Source organism: Agrobacterium sp. 22-210-1, assembly GCF_053522525.1.
In genome coordinates this window covers 183,369-203,600 of sequence record NZ_JBNWCI010000004.1, presented here as the reverse complement: position 1 = coordinate 203,600, position 20,232 = coordinate 183,369, and the positions used below count along the sequence as shown (strand labels likewise).

The 20,232-nt window shown below is 59.5% G+C and carries 16 protein-coding genes and 2 riboswitches; of the genes, 3 read left to right on the top strand and 13 right to left on the bottom strand.

Translation table 11 applies throughout. The features are described 5' to 3' along the window. Window positions 1-6: 6 nt before the first annotated feature. The 7 genes from ACQZ5F_RS23110 to ACQZ5F_RS23080 all read right to left on the bottom strand — a co-directional run bounded on the left by ACQZ5F_RS23110 (window position 7) and on the right by ACQZ5F_RS23080 (window position 8,322). Complete coding sequence (locus tag ACQZ5F_RS23110) at window positions 7-1,521, bottom strand: M48 family metalloprotease (protein ID WP_420883531.1); 1,515 nt, start codon at window positions 1,519-1,521, stop codon at window positions 7-9. Window positions 1,522-1,774: 253 nt separating this feature from the next. Continuing rightward, entirely contained in the window at window positions 1,775-2,491 is a 717-nt protein-coding gene (locus ACQZ5F_RS23105) for a thiamine ABC transporter ATP-binding protein (protein WP_046799600.1), read from the bottom strand. Beyond that, entirely contained in the window at window positions 2,488-4,128 is a 1,641-nt protein-coding gene (gene thiP / locus ACQZ5F_RS23100; RefSeq protein ID WP_448731096.1) for a thiamine/thiamine pyrophosphate ABC transporter permease ThiP, read from the bottom strand. Before thiP ends, ACQZ5F_RS23105 begins: the two co-directional genes overlap by 4 nt. A gap of 19 nt (window positions 4,129-4,147) precedes the next feature. Next, on the bottom strand, window positions 4,148-5,161 hold the full coding sequence (gene thiB, locus ACQZ5F_RS23095) for a thiamine ABC transporter substrate binding subunit (protein WP_225338237.1): 1,014 nt from the start codon (window positions 5,159-5,161) through the stop codon (window positions 4,148-4,150). A 37-nt stretch (window positions 5,162-5,198) separates the two neighbouring features. Continuing rightward, window positions 5,199-5,309: riboswitch (TPP riboswitch) on the bottom strand. Between the two features lie 44 nt (window positions 5,310-5,353). After that, window positions 5,354-5,746 carry a VOC family protein gene (locus ACQZ5F_RS23090; RefSeq protein WP_046799603.1) on the bottom strand — a complete coding sequence of 131 codons (393 nt, stop codon included), beginning with the start codon at window positions 5,744-5,746 and terminating at the stop codon, window positions 5,354-5,356. Window positions 5,747-5,837: 91 nt separating this feature from the next. Continuing rightward, complete coding sequence (locus ACQZ5F_RS23085) at window positions 5,838-7,664, bottom strand: ABC-F family ATP-binding cassette domain-containing protein (protein ID WP_046799604.1); 1,827 nt, start codon at window positions 7,662-7,664, stop codon at window positions 5,838-5,840. A 4-nt stretch (window positions 7,665-7,668) separates the two neighbouring features. Next, window positions 7,669-8,322: a thiamine diphosphokinase gene (locus ACQZ5F_RS23080; RefSeq protein ID WP_046799605.1), complete on the bottom strand. Its 654-nt coding sequence runs from the start codon at window positions 8,320-8,322 to the stop codon at window positions 7,669-7,671. A gap of 89 nt (window positions 8,323-8,411) precedes the next feature. After that, a riboswitch (SAM riboswitch) is annotated at window positions 8,412-8,488 on the top strand. An 82-nt stretch (window positions 8,489-8,570) separates the two neighbouring features. Here ACQZ5F_RS23080 and metA point away from each other — a divergent pair. Then, window positions 8,571-9,497: a homoserine O-acetyltransferase MetA gene (metA, locus tag ACQZ5F_RS23075; RefSeq protein WP_046799606.1), complete on the top strand. Its 927-nt coding sequence runs from the start codon at window positions 8,571-8,573 to the stop codon at window positions 9,495-9,497. A 74-nt stretch (window positions 9,498-9,571) separates the two neighbouring features. Beyond that, complete coding sequence (locus ACQZ5F_RS23070) at window positions 9,572-10,591, top strand: aldose epimerase family protein (RefSeq protein ID WP_052818714.1); 1,020 nt, start codon at window positions 9,572-9,574, stop codon at window positions 10,589-10,591. 14 nt (window positions 10,592-10,605) lie between these two features. Here ACQZ5F_RS23070 and mtgA read toward each other — a convergent pair whose 3' ends face one another. Further along, window positions 10,606-11,352 (bottom strand): monofunctional biosynthetic peptidoglycan transglycosylase, encoded by a 747-nt coding sequence (mtgA, locus tag ACQZ5F_RS23065; protein WP_080841833.1) that lies wholly within the window; start codon window positions 11,350-11,352, stop codon window positions 10,606-10,608. Window positions 11,353-11,487: 135 nt separating this feature from the next. Here mtgA and ACQZ5F_RS23060 point away from each other — a divergent pair, with 135 nt between their 5' ends. Then, window positions 11,488-12,402, top strand: coding sequence for a polyprenyl synthetase family protein (locus ACQZ5F_RS23060; RefSeq protein WP_225338236.1), 915 nt, complete (start codon window positions 11,488-11,490; stop codon window positions 12,400-12,402). Between the two features lie 32 nt (window positions 12,403-12,434). On the opposite strand, the gene ACQZ5F_RS23055 is transcribed toward ACQZ5F_RS23060, so the two are convergent. The 5 genes from ACQZ5F_RS23055 to pyc all read right to left on the bottom strand — a co-directional run bounded on the left by ACQZ5F_RS23055 (window position 12,435) and on the right by pyc (window position 20,127). Continuing rightward, window positions 12,435-13,097 (bottom strand): OmpA family protein, encoded by a 663-nt coding sequence (locus ACQZ5F_RS23055; RefSeq protein WP_046799609.1) that lies wholly within the window; start codon window positions 13,095-13,097, stop codon window positions 12,435-12,437. Between the two features lie 66 nt (window positions 13,098-13,163). Next, window positions 13,164-14,414 carry a flavodoxin-dependent (E)-4-hydroxy-3-methylbut-2-enyl-diphosphate synthase gene (gene ispG, locus ACQZ5F_RS23050; RefSeq protein ID WP_046799610.1) on the bottom strand — a complete coding sequence of 417 codons (1,251 nt, stop codon included), beginning with the start codon at window positions 14,412-14,414 and terminating at the stop codon, window positions 13,164-13,166. Window positions 14,415-14,534: 120 nt separating this feature from the next. Continuing rightward, window positions 14,535-15,725: an MFS transporter gene (locus tag ACQZ5F_RS23045; protein WP_225338235.1), complete on the bottom strand. Its 1,191-nt coding sequence runs from the start codon at window positions 15,723-15,725 to the stop codon at window positions 14,535-14,537. Between the two features lie 13 nt (window positions 15,726-15,738). Continuing rightward, window positions 15,739-16,539 carry a DeoR/GlpR family DNA-binding transcription regulator gene (locus ACQZ5F_RS23040; protein ID WP_046799612.1) on the bottom strand — a complete coding sequence of 267 codons (801 nt, stop codon included), beginning with the start codon at window positions 16,537-16,539 and terminating at the stop codon, window positions 15,739-15,741. 126 nt (window positions 16,540-16,665) lie between these two features. Further along, window positions 16,666-20,127: a pyruvate carboxylase gene (gene pyc, locus ACQZ5F_RS23035; RefSeq protein WP_225338234.1), complete on the bottom strand. Its 3,462-nt coding sequence runs from the start codon at window positions 20,125-20,127 to the stop codon at window positions 16,666-16,668. Between the last annotated feature and the right edge of the window lie 105 nt (window positions 20,128-20,232).

Below are 20,232 nucleotides of genomic sequence, written 5' to 3'. Positions count from 1 at the left end.
GAGACATTATTCCGAAATGATCTTCACCCGCTGGCCGGGCTGAAGCGTGGCGGTGGCGCTCATCGCATTGATCATGCGGAACATATCGAGCTTGCGCTCGGTTCCCATCATTCGCGCCGCGATCGTTGCCACGGTTTCGCCGGGCTTCACCGTCACCACGCGCACGCGCAGCGGCTTCAGCGATGCGATTTCCTGCGGGGTCATCTTGCGGAAACTCGTGCGCAGCACGTTGGCGATGGAATCAAGCTGCGCATTGCCCTTCGGCACCGCCGTCAGGAACCGGAATATCTGCTGGCCGACACGAATGACGGTTACGTCGAAATCCCATTTATCCGCGCTTGCCCGGGCTGTCGCGGCCTCCAGACCGTTGATCTGCGTTTCCTTGACCGTTTCCGGCAGCAGACCGGCAACCCAGCCGCTGGTCAGGTAATTGGCAAGGGTGGTCTGTTTCGGATCGGCAACACCATCAAAACGGATGGCCATATCGCCCGGTCCGGTCGCCAGAACGGCCTCCACCTTATTATCGATGACAAAACCTTCCGGCACGTCAAAACGGATGCCAAGCGTTCCGTGCAGGAACGTCTGCCCGCGGACGTAACCTTCCTGCGGGCTGTCGCCGTAAAGCAGACCGTCTATGCCATCCAGGAACCAGTCGCGTCCACGATCCCCGACCTGACCGTCCTGGCCGAAGGCGCGGGCATGGCGGCGCGCAAGCTCGATGCGCTGCGGCGTGTTGGGGTGGCTGGAAAGGAAGTCGAGGCTCTGGTCGTTTTCAGGATCGGCCGAAGAGAAGCGCGCATAGGCCGCCATGGAATCCAAAAAGCGCGGCGAGGCAAAGGGGTCGTAACCGGCCTCGCCCAGCATCCGCACGCCGATCACATCCGCCTGCAATTCCTGCTGGCGCGAAAAGGCCGCGAGCCGCAGCTTGCCGCGCGCCAGCGCCTGCTTGCCGGCGAGATCGCTCGACAGCACTTCGGCAACCACGCGGCTTGCAATCACCTCCGCCTCTTCCCGGCGTTGGCGTTCGATGCCGTGATTGGCGGTGACATGGCCCATCTCATGTGAAAGCACGGCGGCCACTTCCGAAGCATCGTTGGCAAGCGCCAGAAGCCCGCGTGTCACGTAAAGATATCCGCCCGGAAGCGCAAAGGCATTGATGGCCGGCGAGTTGAGGATAGTGATACGGTAAGACTGTTGCGGATTTTCCGAAACGGCCGTCAGAGCGCCGGCAATACGGGCGACAAGCCGTTCTGTCTTGGCGTCACGATATTCACCGCCATAGCTCGCCACGATGCGCGGATGTTCGCGCGCACCCATCTGGGCGCGGGGATCATTCTTCTGCACCTCTTCCACGGTTTGCGGATTATCCGACGGGCGCAGGGTGGACTGGTAAGCCGGGCTGAAGAGAGACTGGCACGACGACAGGAACACGGCGGACGCCGTCAGCACGGAACAGGCGGCAACCATCCTGCCCGAACGGCGAAGGCCTGAACGGGAGAAGAGCCTCCACTGTGCAGTCATGCTATTTCTCATTCTCTATGCCTGCCCCTAACGTTCCTGATCATCCGTTAATTGCAGACCAGAATAACAGATTCGCCCCAACGAGCCATGAATGCCGATACGGTAAAAACGATCCATCAAGTCCGGAATATTCCTGAAGAACGCAATAATTCCCGTCTTTTCTCGGGCAACAACTTGAAACTGGCAAGTGCAAATTAGCGTCATTGAAGTCATCTAAAGCGATTGCCAGCGGCACGCGTCGAAAATAAGGCGATCAGCCGTTCAGAAAACTGTCCACCGCCTTCACATTTTGTGTGGCGAAGAAATCTGCGGTCGGGCCTGTGTAGACAACGCGGCCGCGATCAAGAAAAACCACCCGCTGCGCCAGCTTCTTTATGTCGTCCGGATGGTGTGAGACAATAATCACCGTATTTTTTGTTTCGGCATGCAAGTCGAGGAGCAGGGAGGTCATGCCTGCGCGGAGTCCCGGATCGAGCGCGGCAAAGGGCTCATCCAGCAGCATGACCGGTTTTTTCCTCACCAGCGCACGCGCCAGAGCCGCCCTTTGTCTTTCCCCGCCGGAAAGCGTGCCCGGCAGGCGCTTGTCAAAACCAGCAAGACCAACGCGCGCCAGCGCCACCCCGATGCTTTTCCGATCTTCCGCCTGCAATTTCAGCCCCGGACTGACGCCGAGCGCGACATTGGTGAAAATATCGAGATGGGCGAAAAGATTATTGTCCTGAAAGATCGACGACACCGGCCTTTCGGAAGGGTCGAGCGCCGTCATGTCCCGCCGGCCTATCACCACGCGACCGGCATCCGGCGCCTCAAAACCGGCGACCAGATTAAGGAGTGTCGACTTGCCGGAACCGGATGCGCCGACAACGGCGGTCACCTGGCCCTGAGGAAAGCCGCAATCCAGATCGAAATCCTGCGTTCCAAGCCGCAGCCTGACGTTATCCAGCTGAACCGCGAAATCATCGCCAGTCATATGCTCGCCCTTCCCGCCCGTGCCTCTGCCGATTGCGATTGCCGCGAAACGCCGCCTGCGGCAAGCAGCAGGCAGACGACACCGAGGATAAACGCGTATCCGGCGGCGTCATTGGTGCGGTAGCTGCCCATATTGCTATAAACGAGCCATGGCAAGGTGACGAAACTTTCCGAACCGAACAGGGCAACCGCCCCGAGATCGCCGAGGGACAGGGCCATGGCGAAGGAAAACGCCATCGCCAGCGGCCGCCACAAAACCGGCAGATCCGCAAATCTCAACCGCGCCATCCCCTGCAACCCGAGGCTGGTGGAGAGCCGGCCGGTGCGCAGAAAATGGCTGTTAAACGCCGGCTCCAACACCCGCATGGCAAGCGGCAGCGCCATCAGCATATTGATGATCGCCACGAGAACCGGCGCATAAATGCTGACATCACCGAGGGGCCGTAACAATAGAAACCATCCGCTTCCGAGCACAACAGGCGGCACCAGCAGCACAAGCGAAGACCCCGCGCCGAGCGTGGCGGATAGAAAGCGCAACGGCTGAACCGCCTGCCGCCGTGAACCAACGGCCTGACGTGCACCGATAATCGCAAAACAGCAGAGCACGACGAGAGTTGCGGAGAGTGCAGCAATGGCAAGGCTGGTGAAAGCCGCGCGCAGGAAGATCGGCGTGATAAGCAGACGCGGCAGGTCGGCCTTCAACCCCGAGACGGCTATCGCGACAAGCGGCAGGCCGATCAGCAGAACCGCAAGATTGATTGCCGCCCCATCCCAAAGACGTGCACCAGCCCCTTTGCCATCGAAGCGGCGAAGGGGCCGCCCAAGCGAGGCGATTTCCGCTTCCGGCGATGGCAGAAAGGCAAGAAGGCCGAGCAGGATTGCGGTAAGGACAATCTGTAAAACTGAAAGCGCAATCGCCCGCTGCGGATCGAAATCGAACCGCAGCGCCTGATAGATCGCCACCTCCAGCGTCGTGGCCGCCGGGCCGCCACCAAGCAGCAGCACAAGCGTGAAGCTGGTGGCGCACAGCATGAAGACAAGTCCGGCAATGCCGGGAACAAGCCGCGAAATCGCCGGCCATTCGATGAAGCGGAACGTCGAAACCGGCCCCATGCCGAGGCTTGCCGCCATGCGCCAGTATTCGCCCGGAATGCGTTCCAGCCCGGCCAGCATCAGCCGCACGCACAGCGGCAGATTGAAGAACACGTGGGCGATAAGAATCCCGGAAAGGCCGTAAATGCTGAAGGGTTGCTCCGCGCCGGCAAAAACGAGAGCCGTATTCAAAACGCCCTGCCTGCCCCATATGGCGATGATGCCTAAGGCGCCGACGATCACCGGCAAACCCATCGGCACCGCCATCAGCCGGATGATCCATATACGCCCCGGAAAGTCGCGTCGCCGCGCAAGCGCCAACGCCACCGGCAGGCCGAGAACAATGGACAAGAAGGTGGAAAGTGTTGCCTGATAAAGCGTGAAGCGAAGGATACGCAGCGTATAGGCATCCATGATGCTGGCAGCGGATGCGCCGACGTCAAAAGACAGGAGGGCCGCAACGGCGAGCGCCATGAACAGGAAAACGGCGGTAAAGGCCGCCGTCCCGAAAACAACGGATCGCCGGTAATCGCGACGCAGCATCATGGGTAGGTGTGCCTTTTCCTCAATTCATGCTCATGGCGGCAAGCCATTCGTCGACCCAGGCTTTGCGGTTCTTCGCCACCTCTTCCGGGTCCATAAGGAAGGTCTTCTGCGGCACGACGAGTTTGGAAAACGCCTCGGGCAAAGGCTTCGATGTCGCCGCAACCGGCATCATCCAGTTGTTTTCGGGGATCGCATCCTGAAAACCTGATGTGAGCGTGAAAGCAAGAAACTGCTTTGCCAATTCCTTGTGCGGCGCGTTTTTGAGAAGGCCGGACACTTCGATCTGGATGTAATGTCCTTCGGAAAAAGCCGCGGCCTGATAACGGTCCGTCTTCTCGGCGACCATGTGATAGGCGGGCGATGTGGTGTAGGAAAGCACCATCGGCACCTCACCCTTGGTGAAGAGACCGTAGGATTCCGACCAGCCCGGTGTGACAGTCAGGATGCGTTTCCTGAGCTTCGCCCATGCTTCCGGGGCCTTGTCCCCATATACCGATTTCACCCAGAGAAGTAGCCCAAGCCCCGGCGTGGAGGTGCGCGGGTCCTGAATGGCGATCTTCTGTGAAGGATCGCCTTCCACCAGTTCCTTCAAGCTCGTCGGCGGGTTTTTTACCGTCTGCGTGTCATAGATGATCGCGAAATGCCCATAATCATAGGGGACGAAAACCTCGTCCTCATAGCCGCCCGGCACCTTGGCCGCCGAGGTATCGATGCCGCTGACATCGAAAAGGCCGGTCTGTTTCGCTTCTGCGACGAGGTTGGTGTCGAGACCGATGACAACATCCGCCTTGGACCCAGCCCCTTCAAGTTTCAGGCGGTTGAGCAGCGCCACACCATCCGCCACGCCGACGAAATTGACCGTGCAACCACAAACCTTCTCGAAGGCTTCCTTGACCTTCGGACCGGGTCCCCATTCGGACACGAAGCTCTCATAGGTGTAGACAGTCAGCTCCTGCTTGTCCTGCGCGACGGCAAGGCCGGGCAGAAACACGGAGGCGGCGACGAGGGAATTCAGGAAAAGACGACGGCGCACGGGTATCTCCTCAAAACAAAAAGGGAAATAGCCGCCTGCCTTAAAGCCGTCTAATCCCTCCGCCGGTATGAACCGGATCAGGTTCTTCGGGTTGGCAAGCCTCTCAGCCTTTTGCACGCAAGCACAAAAGACACCCCGTTAGATCAAGATGATGGTGTAGTCCCGCCGTCTGCGATTGGCAAGACAGTGCCGTCAGCCCTGCGCCGTCATATGCACCAGTTCCCAGACGTGACCATCCGGATCCTGAAAACTGCCGGCATACATGAAGCCGTGATCCTGAACGGGTTTCCAGCCGCTGCCACCGGAGGCAAGCGCAGTTGCGATCATCCGGTCGATTTCCTCGCGGCTTCCGGCGGAAAGACAGGTCAGCACTTCGGTGCTACTCTTCGCATCGGCGATATCGCCATTGATGAAATCGCGAAAACGCTCTTCCTGGAGCAGCATCACGAAGATGTTCTCCTCCACGATCATGCAGAGCGTGCGATCGTCGGAATATTCCGGATTGAAGCTGAAACCCAGCGCCGTGAAGAAGTCTCTCGATGTCTCGATATTCTTGACGGGCAGATTGACGAAGATCATGCGCATTTTCTGAACTCCTCCGAACCCGCACAGGAAACGGCAATTCCGCCTCCCTGTCAAAGGCGGATGCCGTTCAATCAGTAAAAGACGATCCCCTTCAGCCTTCCAGTTCCTCGCGCAGCATCTCCAGCTCCAGCCATTCTTCTTCCATGGTTTCGAGCTTTTCACGCAGCTTGGTCATTTCCTGCGCCAGCGTATTGAATGTGGCTGGATCCTTGGTGAAAAGCGCGGGATCGGCCATGCGCTGCTCGCGTTTTGCGATCTCACCCTGGGCTTTTTCCATCTCCTTCGGCAGATTTTCGAGTGCGAATTTCTGCTTGAACGAAAGCTTGCCCTTGGCCTTTGCAGGATCTTGCGAAGCGGAAGTCGAAGGTGCGGCCTTCGCCTTTTCCTGTTTCTCCGCCTTGCGTTTTTCATCTGCCGCGCCCTTGCGCTGCGCCATCATATCAGAATAACCGCCGGCATATTCGATCCAGCGTCCGTCCGGCTGATCCGGATTGGCGGGTGCGATGGTGGAGGTGACGGTACGGTCAAGAAAATCACGGTCGTGGCTGACGAGGATAACCGTGCCGGAAAAGCCCGCAACGATTTCCTGCAACAGATCAAGCGTTTCGATATCGAGATCGTTGGTCGGCTCGTCGAGGATCAGGAGGTTGGTCGGCCGTGCCAGAATGCGCGCCAGAATAAGACGGGCACGCTCGCCGCCAGAGAGGTTGCGGATCGGCGTGCGGGCCTGTTCCGGCTGGAACAGGAAATCCTTCATGTAACCCGTAACGTGCTTCACTTCGCCATTGACCAGCAGATTGTCGCCGCGGCCGTCAGTCAGGTAATGCGCGAGCGTATCGTTGGGATTGAGATCCTCACGCTTTTGGTCGAGCGTCGCGATTTCCAGATTGGTGCCAAGTTTCACCGTGCCGCTATCGGGCTCAAGCTGGCCGGTCAGCATTTTCAAAAGTGTGGTTTTGCCGGCGCCGTTCGGCCCGACGAAACCGATACAATCACCACGATGCACCCTGAGCGAAAACGGCGCGACGATCACGCGCTCATCGTAAGCCTTGGTGATGGCCTCGGCCTCGATGACCAGCTTGCCGGATTCCCGCACGTCCGAAGCCGTCGCCTGCACGGAGCCCTGCGGCCCCTTGTGGCCGCGATATTCGGCGCGCATGGCCTGAAGTTCGCCGACGCGGCGCATGTTGCGCTTGCGTCTCGCGGTCACGCCATAACGCATCCAGTGTTCTTCGCGCTCAATGGCCTTGCCGAGCTTGTGCTGCTCCAGCTCTTCCTCCTCCAGCACCTTGTCACGCCATTCCTCGAAATGGGCAAAGCCGCGATTGAGACGGCGGGACTGGCCGCGATCGAGCCACACGGTCGAGGTCGAGACTTTTTCGAGAAAACGCCGGTCGTGCGAAATCAGCACCAGCGCGCTGCGCGTCTGCTGCAACTCGCTTTCAAGCCATTCAATGGTGGGCAGGTCCAGATGGTTGGTTGGCTCGTCCAGCATCAGAATATCAGGCTCCGGCGCCATGACGCGGGCAAGGGCCACACGCCGCGCTTCACCGCCGGAAAGGCTTGCCGGATTTTCCTGTCCCGTCAGGCCGAGATGTTCGAGCAGGTACGTCACCCGATAAGGGTCGTCACCCGGCCCAAGCCCCGCTTCGGCATAGGCCTGAACGGTATCGTAACCGGCAAAATCCGGTGCCTGCTCCAGATAACGGATGGTAGCGGAAGGGTGGCGGAAAACCTCGCCCGACTGTGCCTCGACCAGCCCGGCCGCAATCTTCATCAGGGTCGATTTGCCGGAACCATTGCGCCCGACAAGGCAGATGCGGTCGCCCGGCTCCACCTGAAAATTGGCGCCGTCGAGCAGCGGGGTCACGCCGAAAGTCAGCTTGATATCGTCGAGTTTCAAAATTGGGGGTGCCAAGGCGTCAGGCTCCGGTCAGATCATAAGGGCGGGCGAGGACGATGGCTTTGCCGCTTTTCAGCGAGAAATGCACAGGGCCGCCATTCGCGACATTGGAAATAGTGCGGGAAGAACCGAAAGCAAGCGCGAAATCGTCAAGCGGATAACGCACATTGCCGATATCAAGGCCCGCAAGGGCGGTAAATCCGGCCACCGAAAACAGCGAACCGGCCGGCAGATCGACATCAAGCGAACCGGGAAGCAGTGGCTGCGCCTCCTCGTCTCCTGACGTCAGTGTCACGTCGAGACCCCGTTCGGCAAGCGCCACCGCATAAAGAAGATGTTGCAGCGCATGGTCGCTTCTCTCGCCTCCAAGCGCACCCACCAGCAGCAGCGAAGACGCGCCACGGGAGAGTGCTTCCGAGACCGCAATCTCGCCATCCGTCACGGCCTTTGCGGCCGGGTAAGGCTGCCGCTCCACATCTGGCCAGGCGCCCAGCAGCTCTTCGCTGGCGGAATCGAAATCCCCCACCCAAAGCTCCGGCGCAAGACCGAGTGGTCCGGCATGGCGCATGCCGCCATCGGCCGCGATCACGCGGCTATCGGCAACCGCCAGCTTCAGGCGGTCGGTCACCGTGACATCGCCGCCAAGCAGAATGGTGAAACGCTCTTTATCCATGCCTTGCCTTATCTCACCTCAGCCAAAAAGGGAAAGCCGAAACCCGATGAAATCAGCCTATATTGATTTTCGCCGGCTTCGGGATTATGAAACGCTTCAGTGGTGATTTGCCGACCGGCTTGCAGCCACTTTAAAGAAGTCGCTAAAGGGTCGAGGAAAAAGGCAATTTCCTGGGACCGGCTGCGATTTCGCTGCCGGTTTTTTTGTTTTCGCAACGTTCTTTACGTCATCCGAAAAGAGAGTTCGACATGCCGATCAAGATTCCCGATACGCTTCCCGCCTTTGAGACCCTCGTTCATGAGGGCGTGCGGGTCATGACCGAAACGGCGGCCATCCGGCAGGATATCCGCCCGCTCCAGATCGGGCTTCTCAACCTCATGCCGAACAAGATCAAGACGGAAGTGCAGATGGCCCGCCTCGTCGGCGCCTCGCCGTTGCAGGTGGAGTTTTCGCTGATCCGTATCGGCGGCCACCGCGCCAAGAACACGCCTGAAGAACATCTTCTGTCCTTCTATGAGACGTGGGAAGAAGTGCGCCACCGCAAGTTCGACGGTTTCATCATCACCGGCGCGCCCATCGAGATGCTGGACTATGAAGATGTGACCTACTGGAACGAGATGCAGAAAATTTTTGAATGGACGCAAACCAACGTCCATTCGACGCTGAATGTCTGCTGGGGCGCGATGGCGGCCATCTACCATTTCCACGGGGTGCCGAAATACGAGCTGAAGGAAAAGGCGTTCGGTGTTTATCGTCACCGCAATCTCTGCCCGTCATCGATCTATCTGAGCGGCTTTTCGGACGATTTCCAGGTTCCAGTCTCACGCTGGACGGAAGTGCGCCGCGCCGACATCGAAAAACACCCCGAACTTGAAATCCTGATGGAGTCAGAAGAAATGGGCGTGTGTCTGGTGCATGAGAAGGCCGGCAACCGGCTCTACATGTTCAACCATGTCGAATATGATTCAACCTCGCTTTCGGATGAATATTTCCGCGACGCGAATGCTGGTGTGCCCATCAAGCTGCCACATGATTATTTTCCGCACAACGACCCGGAACTAGCTCCGCTGAACCGCTGGCGCAGCCATGCCCATCTGTTTTTTGGCAACTGGATCAACGAGATATACCAGACGACGCCCTACGATCTCGAATCCATCGGCAAACTCGCCGCGTAAATTGCGGATTGCGAATTGCCGGGAAATGACGCAACGTCCGCCCGGCAATTCATGGCAATCGGGAGAATGATGCAATGAGCGACGGGGCAGCACGGGAGAATTTCGGTTTCACGGCAACCGGCGAAAAGGTCGAACGCGTCACCATCTCGAAGGGCGGATTGACGGCCAAGGTCATTACCTGGGGCGCAGTCATTCAGGATCTGCGCCTCGATGGTCACCAGCCGCCGCTCGTTCTGGGCTTCGATAAATTCGAGGACTACAAATATTCCTCCTATTTCGGCGCCACCCCTGGCCGCAATGCCAACCGCATCGGTGACGGCAAATTCTCCATCGACGGGCATGAATACCAGCTGGAGCTGAACGAAAAGGGCGTAACCCATCTGCATGGCGGCAGCGATGGCATGGGCAAACGCAACTGGATGCTGATGGAGCATGGCGAAAGCCATGCCGTTCTGCAGATCATCGATCCCGACGGCCGCGCCGGTTATCCCGGCAACTGCACGGTCACCGCCACCTATACGATCCTCGACGGCGGCGTGCTTTCGGTGGTCTATGAAACGGTGACCGACAAGCCGACCATCGCCAATGTCTGCCAGCACTCCTATTTCAACCTCGACGGTGCGGATACCGCTCTTGGGCATGAGATCAGCATCGCCGCTGATTTTTATCTGCCGACCAACGACAAACAGATACCAACAGGCGAAATCCGCTCCGTTGAAGGCACCGTCTTTGACCTGCGCCAGCCGACGCCGATGCGGCGCAAGGAGGATGGCGAGCAGGTTCTCTACGATCACAATTTCTGCCTCTCGCCCGAGCGCCGCGCAAAACGCAAGGTTGCCCGCGCCTATTCCCCGGCCTCGGATATCGCCCTTGAGGTTCACACCACCGAACCCGGTGTGCAGTTCTATTCGGCCTTCAAGCTGAACGTTGCGGTCCCCGGCCTCGATGGCCGCCACTATGGTCCCTTTGCCGGTTTCTGCCTGGAAACGCAGATTTGGCCTGATGCCGTCAATCACCCTGATTTTCCGCACGCGATCCTGCGGCCGGGCGAAACCCTGCGTCAAGAAACAGATTATATTTTCAAGAAAGGCTGAGCGGATGGGCTGGATCAGTCCAGCACGCAGCCGACATAAGCGCCCGAGGCCCGGGCGCGCCGCTCGATAAGGCCAGCCAGCCTTTGCAGACCACGACCCGGTTTGCTGGCGACCCGGTCAATGGGATTGGGCAGGGAAACGGCAAGCAGCGCTGCCTGACGGGAACTGAGCTTTGCCGCCGGCACCTTGAAATGATGCTGCGCGGCGGCCTCGATGCCGTAAATGCCTGGCCCCCATTCGGCAACGTTGAGATAAATCTCCATCATCCGTTTTTTCGACCAGACGAAATCCGCCGCAATCGCCAGCGGCAGTTCCAGTCCCTTGCGCAGGAAAGAACGGCCGTTCCATAGAAACAGGTTCTTGGCTGTCTGCATTGGAATGGTGCTGGCACCGCGGGTGGAGGCCCCATCGAGCGCATTGCTGACCACGGATTGCATCTGGTTCCAATCCACACCGCCGTGGAAACAGAATTGCCCGTCTTCCGACATCATCACGGATTGCACAAGGCGCGGAGAAATATCCTCAAGCGGCACCCAGCGCCGGTCATAGCCCTGCAAGGTTACCAGATCGGCAAGCATCAGCGTCGAGACCGGCCGGAAGAACGGCAGTGCATAGACCGGGATCAGCAGATAGGGCAGGATCAGCAAAGCCAGCAAGGTCATGATAATGCGCTTTGCCAACGTGCGAAAATCCACCTTCGGACTGCTCCGGTCTTCTGCCAGCACGGCGTAATCTGCGTCGCTTTCAGGCGTACTGCTCAATATCCGTCTCAGCCCCGCGCCAATCGAAGCCTTTCATAGTCCATTGCCGCCTTCAAGGCGAGTCTGGTCAAACAGTTACGCCCGGGAATCACGAAAAGGTTGCCTGGCCCCGCGCGGCATGTCAAAGAGCGCGGCATGGACGCTCAGATGACGAATTTCGAAACGAGGCTGCGCGAAAACGCGGCAAAAACCGAAGCCTTGCTTGGCCGCCTGCTTTCCGGTGAAGCGCGCGCAGACGAGATCACGCGTCCGCAAAACCTGCTAGACGCCATGCGCCATGGCGTGCTGAACGGCGGCAAACGCTTGCGGCCCTTCCTCGTCATCGAAAGCGCAGCCCTTCTGGGCGGAGACGCCGAAGCTGCACATTATGTCGGCGCGGCGCTGGAATGCCTGCATTGTTATTCGCTTGTGCATGACGACCTGCCGGCCATGGATGATGATGACCTGCGCCGCGGCCAGCCGACGGTGCACCGCAAATTCGATGAGGCGACCGCCATTCTCGCCGGCGACAGCCTGTTGACGCTCGCCTTCGATATTATCGCCGCGGACGAAAACCCGCTTGCGGCCGAGCGCAAGGCCGCGCTCGTGCTTTCGCTTGCCCGCGCAGCCGGCATCGGCGGCATGGCCGGCGGGCAGGCGTTTGATCTTGCAGCAGAAAAAAACACGCCGGATGAAGCCGGCGTAGTTACATTGCAGGCTATGAAAACCGGCGCTTTGCTGCGTTTCGCCTGCGAGGCTGGCGCGATCATTTCCGGAAGCGACGTCTCCGAACGGCAAAGGCTACGCCTCTTCGGCGAAAAAATCGGCCTCGCCTTCCAGCTCGCCGATGATCTTCTCGATCTCACTGCCGATGCCGCCACCATGGGCAAGGCAACCGGCAAGGATGCCGCGCGCGGCAAGGGAACATTGGTCGCCTTGCGCGGCGAAGACTGGGCGCGCGCCAAGCTGCAGGAACAGGTAACGGAAGCCAGTGACCTCCTGGCCCCCTATGGCGAAAAGGCCGCAATTCTCATCGCGGCCGCAAGGTTCATTGCCGAACGGAAAAACTGAGCCGGTTTCCCCGCTCAGCTCCCTATGCCCAATCAGCCCTTGAGAGGCGAAATCAGCACTTCAACGCGACGGTTCTGAGCGCGACCGTCAGGTGTTGCATTCGATGCGATCGGCTGCGAAGCACCGAAACCAAGCGTCGAAATACGGCGCTGATCGACGCCGCGCGCACCGAGATAATTGGCAACCGAAGCGGCACGACGCTCCGAGAGGCCCTGATTGTAATCGGCGCGGCCGGTAGAATCGGTGTGACCGTTGATGTCGATCAGCGTGCGGTTGAACTTGTTCAGCACGATTCCGACGGAATCGAGCGTTTGATAGAAGGGCGGGATGACTTGGTCCTGATCCGTCGCAAAGGTGATGTTCGACGGCATGTTGAGGACGATGCTGTCGCCGCGGCGGGAAACCGAAACGCCCGTACCCTGAAGCTGGGCGCGAAGCTCAGCTTCCTGACCATCCATATAATTGCCGATGGCGCCGCCGGCGAGTGCACCGATGCCCGCACCGATGAGCGCGGCATTACGGCGACCGGTCGGCGAACCGCCGACAGCCAGACCACCGAGCGCGCCAACCACGGCGCCGATGCCGGCACCACCAGCGGTGTTCGACATCTTCTGCTCGCCCGTATAGGGATCGGTGGTGGTGCAGGCGGAAAGATAGGTCCCGCAAAGGGCGACGATCGCGATTTTTTTGATCATGTGTTTTGATGCTCCGAGAGGTTCAGGAGGTATGACAGTGGAATTTCGGGCCTTTGAGGATACTCATTACTCCGCCGCGTCTTTCCGGCCGAAACGCTTTTCGATGTAATCGGCCACAAGCGCTTCGAAATCACCGGCAATGTTGGGACCACGCAGGGTGAGCGCCTTTTCCCCGTCGATGAAGACCGGCGCTGCCGGGCTTTCGCCGGTTCCGGGCAGGGAAATGCCGATATCGGCATGTTTGCTTTCACCGGGACCATTGACGATGCAGCCCATGACGGCGACGTTCAATGCCTCGACGCCGGGATATTTTTCACGCCAGACCGGCATGTTCTTGCGAATATCGTTCTGGATATTCTGCGCCAGTTCCTGAAAGACGGTGGACGTGGTGCGCCCGCAGCCGGGACATGCCGCAACGACCGGAATGAACTGCCGGAAGCCCATGACCTGCAGCAATTCCTGCGCCACCTGCACCTCGCGGGTGCGGTCGCCATTCGGCTCCGGCGTCAGAGACACGCGGATCGTATCGCCGATACCGTGCTGCAAGACGTAACCCATGGCGGCAGACGAGGCGACGATGCCCTTGGAACCCATGCCGGCTTCGGTCAAGCCCAGATGCAGGGCGTGGTTGGAGCGCTCCGACAACATGGAATAAACGGCGATCAGGTCCTGCACCTGGCTGACCTTGGCCGACAGGATGATGCGGTTACGCGGCAGGCCGATCTCTTCGGCAAGCTCGGCGGAAATCAGCGCCGACTGGACGATGGCCTCACGCGTGACCTGACGGGCGGAGAGCGGAAAACCCTCTTCCTTGTTACGGTCCATCAGAGTGGTCAGCAATTCCTGATCGAGCGACCCCCAGTTGACGCCGATGCGGACGGGCTTGTCATAACGGATCGCCATTTCGACGATTTCGCCGAACTGCTTGTCCTTCTTGTCCTTGAAGCCGACATTGCCGGGATTGATGCGGTATTTCGCCAGCGCCTCGGCGCAGGCCGGATGATCGGCCAGAAGCTTGTGACCGATATAATGGAAATCGCCGATCAGCGGCACATCCATGCCGAGACGCAGCAGCCGCTCGCGGATTTTCGGCACGGCGGCAGCGCTCTCGTCGCGGTCAACGGTAATACGCACCATTTCCGAACCGGCCTGGAAAAGTGCCGCCACTTGGCTGACGGTGGCGTCGATATCCGCGGTATCGGTATTGGTCATCGACTGCACGACGACGGGCGCACCGCCACCGACGATGACGCCGCCCACGTCGACGGCGACGGATGCGCGGCGGGGCTTTGGATCGTAATCGGCGTGTGACGTCATGGCGGTCTCTGGAGCTTGCGGCAAGGTCTGGCAATTGAGGTGAAACAAGGGGGCCTGCTTGTCAACACCCAACGCATAAGAGCTTCTACTTTACCGCAATCATGGCAAAATTCGAGACGCCTATTCTTTCCCAGCTCCATCCGCATGTCGGGCGAGCCGCGAAAGCAGCAAAACCACCACATGCAACAACGGCAGCGCGAGGAAGACACTGGCAAGGCCCGTATGTTCGGCAATGAAACCGATGGCGGACGGCGCCACCAGAATGCCGGAGTACCCCATGGTGGTGACGACGGAAAGCCCGATTCCCGGCGCCAGCCCCGGCATGTTGCCCGCCGCCGAAAAGGCAATGGGCACCATGTTGGAAATGCCGATGCCGGCAATGGCGAAGCCGATAATCACGAAAGTAGAGCTTCCCGCAAGACCGGCAATCAAAAGACCGGTGATCGACATGACCGAGCAGAACCGTAGCGTGTTGACCGCGCCGAACCGGTCGCGCACCAGATCGCCGGCAAAACGCATGGCCGCCATGGTCATGGAGAAAGCCGCAAAGGCAAAACCGGACTGCGAGACGGAAGCCCCCAGTTCATTGCGCAGATAAAGCGCACCCCAATCGAGGATGGCACCCTCCGGCACCATAGAAAACAGCGCCATCAGGCCGATGATCCACGGCAGCGGCGTCAGCGGCAAGCCGCCTTTCGGACGTTCGGCCTCGGCATGCGGACGATCCGCGAGAACCCGCGGCCAGGCAATAACCAGCAAAACAAGCGCGATGACGGTCAACGCAATGGCATGGCCCTGCACACCGATTGCCGTGATGAGATAACCGCCAAGACCGGCCCCGATCAGGCCGCCAAGGCTCCAGAAGGCGTGGCACGACGACATGATCGCCCGGCGCATGTCCCGCTCCACTGCCACGGCATTGGCGTTCATGGCGACATCCATCGCCCCCGTGAGACCGCCAAACAGGAAGACTGCGATCACACCCGCCCAGATCGTGCTGGCCCAGGAGATGAAAAGCAGTGTCGGCAAGAAGATCGCCGCAGTGACGAGGCTCACCGTACGCGAACCGAAACGGGCGATCTGCGAACCGGCAATCGGCATGAAAACCAGCGAGCCGATACCGAAAACCAGAATGATCAGGCCAAGCGCGCTTTCACTGAGCGACAGGCGCGCCGCAAATTCCGGAATCTTGGGCGCCCAGGACCCCATCATGAAACCGTTCATCAAAAACAGCAGGGAGACACCCAGCCTGTGCCGCGTCAGATAGGATGAGCGAATGCTTGTCGGCGAAAATGTCGTGGGGCCATTCATCGGCAATATTCCTTCAGACTTGACCATGAGAAAACTGAGCGACGTCATCGTCGCCGCAATGAACCTGCACCCCTTTTCCCGACAGCGCCTCGACCAGTGCGGGGTCGGCATCCCGTTCCAGCACAAGGGAAAGAGGCGGGGAAAAATCATGCACGTGAAAAGCCGCCCTGTGGCCAAGCTTTTCCGTGGTGATTGCGGCGACAATCCGCTGGCTGGCGCTGCAGGCGAGCCGCTTGAACACCGCATCCTCGAAAACATCGGCCGAAAGGCCCGTCTCGGCCGCAACGCCGCAGACACCGAGAATACAGAGATCGGGCCGCATCAGTTCAAGCTGCCTGAGCGCCATGGCGTCGATTGCAGCGCCGACAGCCGGATCGACCTTGCCGCCGATCAGCACAAGATCGATATCGGCCCGCCCCGTCAGTTCGGCGGCTATCGCGGGCGTATTCGTCACCACCGTCAACTTGAGACCGGCAGGAATGGCTCTTGCGACAGCGAGGTTAGTGGAGCCGGCATCGATGAAAACGACCATGCCCGGATCGAGAAGCGGGATGACGGCACGCGCCAGCAGGGCCTTGCGATCGGCATCTTCGGCAATCCGCGTCTTCAGCGGCACCGTCGTACTATCAGAGAGCAGCGCTCCGCCATAAACCCGCAGGCATTCGCCCCGCGCCGCCATCTCGCGCAGGTCGCGGCGAACAGTATCTTCGGAAACACCGAAGTTCTGGGCAAGATCCTGCGCAAGCACGCGGCCGCTTTGCCGCAACTGCGCGAGGATGAGCGCCTGCCGCTCACTGACAAAATGATCGCTCATGGGGACTCATGCATAAACAGGAATAAACGTGCACGAACATGCATATTCGAGTTTTTGCAGAAGCGCAATAAAAAACGCCCGCCGAAAGGCGGGCGTCTGCAATCTTATTGCCGATGTAATACGCCTTTATTCGGCGTAGGAGATCAACAGATCCTTCGCGTCGATCTGGTCGCCTGGGCGCACCAGAACTTCAGCGACCTTGCCGTCCCGCTCGGCGTGAAGTGCGGTTTCCATCTTCATGGCCTCAATGGACAGGAGCACGTCGCCGGCCTTGACCTCCTGGCCCTGATTGATGAAGACGCGGCTGATCACGCCCGGCATCGGCGCGCCGATATGCGACGCATTGCCGGGTTCGGCCTTGCGGCGCACGGCGGAACCGGAAGCGCCATGGGCGCGGTCCGGCACCTTTATGCGGCGCGGCTGACCATTGATCTCGAAGAACACCGTCACCATACCCTTGTCGTCAATGCCGGACGAGGCCTGATTGACGATGACAAGCGTCTTGCCGCGCTCGATATCGGCAAACAGCTCTTCACCATCCTCCATGCCGTAGAAATAGGCATGGGTGGGCAGCACGGAAACCGGGCCATACGTCTCGGCGGTAAAGGCAAAGTCGGTGAATACCTTCGGATACATCAGATAAGACGCGAACTCGAAATCGTCGACCTTACGCTCCAGCTTGGTCTCGATCACCTTCCGTTCCGCATCGAGATCGGCATCTTCCAGCAACGAACCGGGGCGAACCGTATAGGGGGCTTCGCCTTTCAGCGCCTTTTTCTGCAGGGCTGCCGGCCAACCGCCCGGCGACTGTCCAAGATCGCCCTTCAGCATCGACACCACCGAGTCCGGGAAAGACACTTCACGATCAGGGTTTTCGACATCGGCAACCGTCAGATCCTGGCTGACCATCATCAGCGCCATGTCACCAACAACCTTGGAGGACGGCGTCACCTTGACGATATCACCGAACATCCGGTTGGCGTCGGCATAGGCCTGCGCCACCTCGTGCCAGCGGCTCTCAAGACCCAGCGAACGGGCCTGCTCCTTGAGGTTGGTGAACTGGCCACCCGGCATCTCATGCAGATAGACTTCCGAGGCCGGTCCCTTCAGATCGCTTTCGAAAGCCGCATACTGGTTGCGCACGGCCTCCCAATAGAAGGAAATCCGGCGGATCCATTCGGTATCGAGACCCGTATCACGCTCCGACCCCGCCAGCGCCTCCACAATCGAGCCGAGGCAAGGCTGCGACGTATTGCCGGAGAAGGCATCCATTGCAGCATCGACGGCGTCGACACCGGCATCCACGGCCGCAAGAACGGTCGCGGCGGAAATGCCCGAGGTATCGTGGGTATGGAAGTGGATCGGCAGACCGGTCGCCTCACGCAGCGCCTTGAACAGAACCCTGGCGGCAGCCGGTTTCAGCAGGCCCGCCATATCCTTGACGGCGATGATATGCGCGCCAGCCTTTTCAAGCTCGGCGGCAAGGTTGGTATAATATTTGAGATCGTATTTCGGACGCGCCGAATTCAACAGATCGCCGGTATAGCAGATGGTCGCCTCGCAGAGCTTGTTCTCCTCGGCAATCGCATCCATCGATACCCGCATATTCTCCACCCAGTTCAGGCAGTCGAAGACGCGGAAAAGATCGACCCCGCCCCTTGCGGCCTGACGGACGAAATATTTGACGACATTATCAGGATAATTCTTGTATCCGACGCCGTTTGCGCCGCGCAGAAGCATCTGCAGCAGCAGGTTCGGCGCACCTTCGCGAATAAGCGCCAGACGCTCCCACGGGTCTTCGGTCAGGAAGCGCATGGAAACGTCAAACGTCGCACCACCCCAGCATTCCAGCGACAGAAGCTGCGGCAGCGCCTTGGCGTAAACGCTGGCAACGTGGGCAATGTCATGGGTGCGAACACGGGTAGCCAGAAGCGACTGGTGCCCGTCGCGCATGGTCGTATCGGTGACCAGCACGCGCTTTTCATTGCGCATCCAGTCCGCAAAACCCTTCGGGCCGAGCTTGTCTAGCAGCTGCTTGGTACCGTCGGGCGTCGGCGCATCGATATAGGGCACGATGGGCTTTGCCGCCTTTTCGGACGGCCTGGCACGACCCTTGGTTTCCGGGTGGCCGTTGACGGTCACGTCGGCGAGATAGGTCAGAAGCTTGGTGGCGCGGTCCTGCCGCTTGACCTGCGCAAACAGTTCCGGCGTCGAATCGATAAAGCGGGTCGTATAGGTGTTGTTGCGGAAGCTGTCGTGACCGATGATGGCTTCGAGGAAGGTGAGGTTGGTCGCCACGCCGCGGATACGGAATTCGCGCAGCGCACGGTCCATGCGGCTGATCGCCTCGTCCGGCTGCGGCGCCCACGCGGTGACCTTCACCAGCAGTGGATCATAATAACGGGTGATGACAGCGCCCGTATAGGAAGTGCCGCCATCCAGACGAATACCGAAGCCCGAAGCGGAGCGGTAGGCGGTGATACGGCCGTAATCCGGAATGAAGTTGTGTTCCGGGTCTTCCGTGGTGATGCGGCACTGCAGCGCATGGCCGTTGAGGCGGATATCCTCCTGTTTCGGAACGCCGGATTCCGCCGTGCCGATCGCAGCCCCTTCCAGAATGTGAATCTGCGCCTTGACGATATCGATGCCGGTCACGACTTCGGTGACGGTATGCTCCACCTGAATGCGCGGATTGACCTCGATGAAGTAGAATTTGCCGGTATCGGCATCCATCAGATATTCGACCGTACCGGCACCGATATAATTGGTCGCGGCTGCGATCTTCAGGGAGTAGGCCGCCAGTTCCTGACGCTGCGCTTCGCTGAGATAAGGTGCCGGCGCACGCTCGACTACCTTTTGATTGCGACGCTGGATCGAACAATCGCGCTCGAACAGATGCACGACGTTCCCATGCGTGTCGCCGAGAACCTGGCTCTCGACGTGGCGGGCGCGCTCTACCAGCTTTTCGAGATAGACCTCGTCCTTGCCGAAAGCGGCCTTCGCCTCGCGCTTGGCCTCGGTGACCTCACGGGCGAGATCCTCCTTTTTGCGGATGGCGCGCATACCGCGTCCGCCGCCGCCCCAGGAGGCCTTCAGCATGACGGGATAGCCGATCTCCTCGGCCATGCGCTCCACTTCCGATATATCGTCCGGCAGCGGATCGGTGGCGGGAACGACGGGCACATCAACCGAAATCGCCAGATTGCGGGCAGCCACCTTGTTGCCAAGCTGGCGCATCGTATCAGCAGTCGGTCCAATGAAGGTTATGCCGGCCTTGTTGCAGGCCTCCACGAATTCAGGACTTTCGGATAGAAGGCCATAACCGGGATGGATAGCATCCGCTCCAGAAAGCCTGGCCACGCGGATGACCTCCTCGATCGAAAGATAACTCTCGATCGGCCCCATATCCTTGGCGAGATGCGGACCCCTGCCGACCTGATAGGATTCATCCGCCTTGAAGCGGTGCAAAGACAGCTTGTCCTCTTCCGCCCAAATCGCGACGGTTTTTATCCCAAGCTCGTTGGCTGCCCGGAAAACGCGGATCGCTATTTCGGATCGGTTGGCAACAAGTATTTTCGATATTTTCAAGACGGTCTCCCCACACGCCAAAACAAAATTTCTGCTGCACTGCGGAATTAAGCAGCAAAACCCGGTCTTGGAAAGGGCAATTCGGGAGAGAACCGTCCTGTCGAC

Bases quoted from the DNA above. Each gene is read 5' to 3' on its own strand.
- ACQZ5F_RS23110 (WP_420883531.1), bottom strand. From the start codon at position 1,521: ATGACTGCACAGTGGAGGCTCTTCTCCCGTTCAGGCCTTCGCCGTTCG.
- ACQZ5F_RS23105 (WP_046799600.1), bottom strand. From the start codon at position 2,491: ATGACTGGCGATGATTTCGCGGTTCAGCTGGATAACGTCAGGCTGCGG.
- thiP (WP_448731096.1), bottom strand. From the start codon at position 4,128: ATGATGCTGCGTCGCGATTACCGGCGATCCGTTGTTTTCGGGACGGCG.
- ACQZ5F_RS23090 (WP_046799603.1), bottom strand. From the start codon at position 5,746: ATGCGCATGATCTTCGTCAATCTGCCCGTCAAGAATATCGAGACATCG.
- ACQZ5F_RS23080 (WP_046799605.1), bottom strand. From the start codon at position 8,322: ATGGATAAAGAGCGTTTCACCATTCTGCTTGGCGGCGATGTCACGGTG.
- metA (WP_046799606.1), top strand. From the start codon at position 8,571: ATGCCGATCAAGATTCCCGATACGCTTCCCGCCTTTGAGACCCTCGTT.
- ACQZ5F_RS23070 (WP_052818714.1), top strand. From the start codon at position 9,572: ATGAGCGACGGGGCAGCACGGGAGAATTTCGGTTTCACGGCAACCGGC.
- ACQZ5F_RS23060 (WP_225338236.1), top strand. From the start codon at position 11,488: ATGGACGCTCAGATGACGAATTTCGAAACGAGGCTGCGCGAAAACGCG.
- ACQZ5F_RS23055 (WP_046799609.1), bottom strand. From the start codon at position 13,097: ATGATCAAAAAAATCGCGATCGTCGCCCTTTGCGGGACCTATCTTTCC.
- ispG (WP_046799610.1), bottom strand. From the start codon at position 14,414: ATGACGTCACACGCCGATTACGATCCAAAGCCCCGCCGCGCATCCGTC.
- ACQZ5F_RS23045 (WP_225338235.1), bottom strand. From the start codon at position 15,725: ATGAATGGCCCCACGACATTTTCGCCGACAAGCATTCGCTCATCCTAT.
- ACQZ5F_RS23040 (WP_046799612.1), bottom strand. From the start codon at position 16,539: ATGAGCGATCATTTTGTCAGTGAGCGGCAGGCGCTCATCCTCGCGCAG.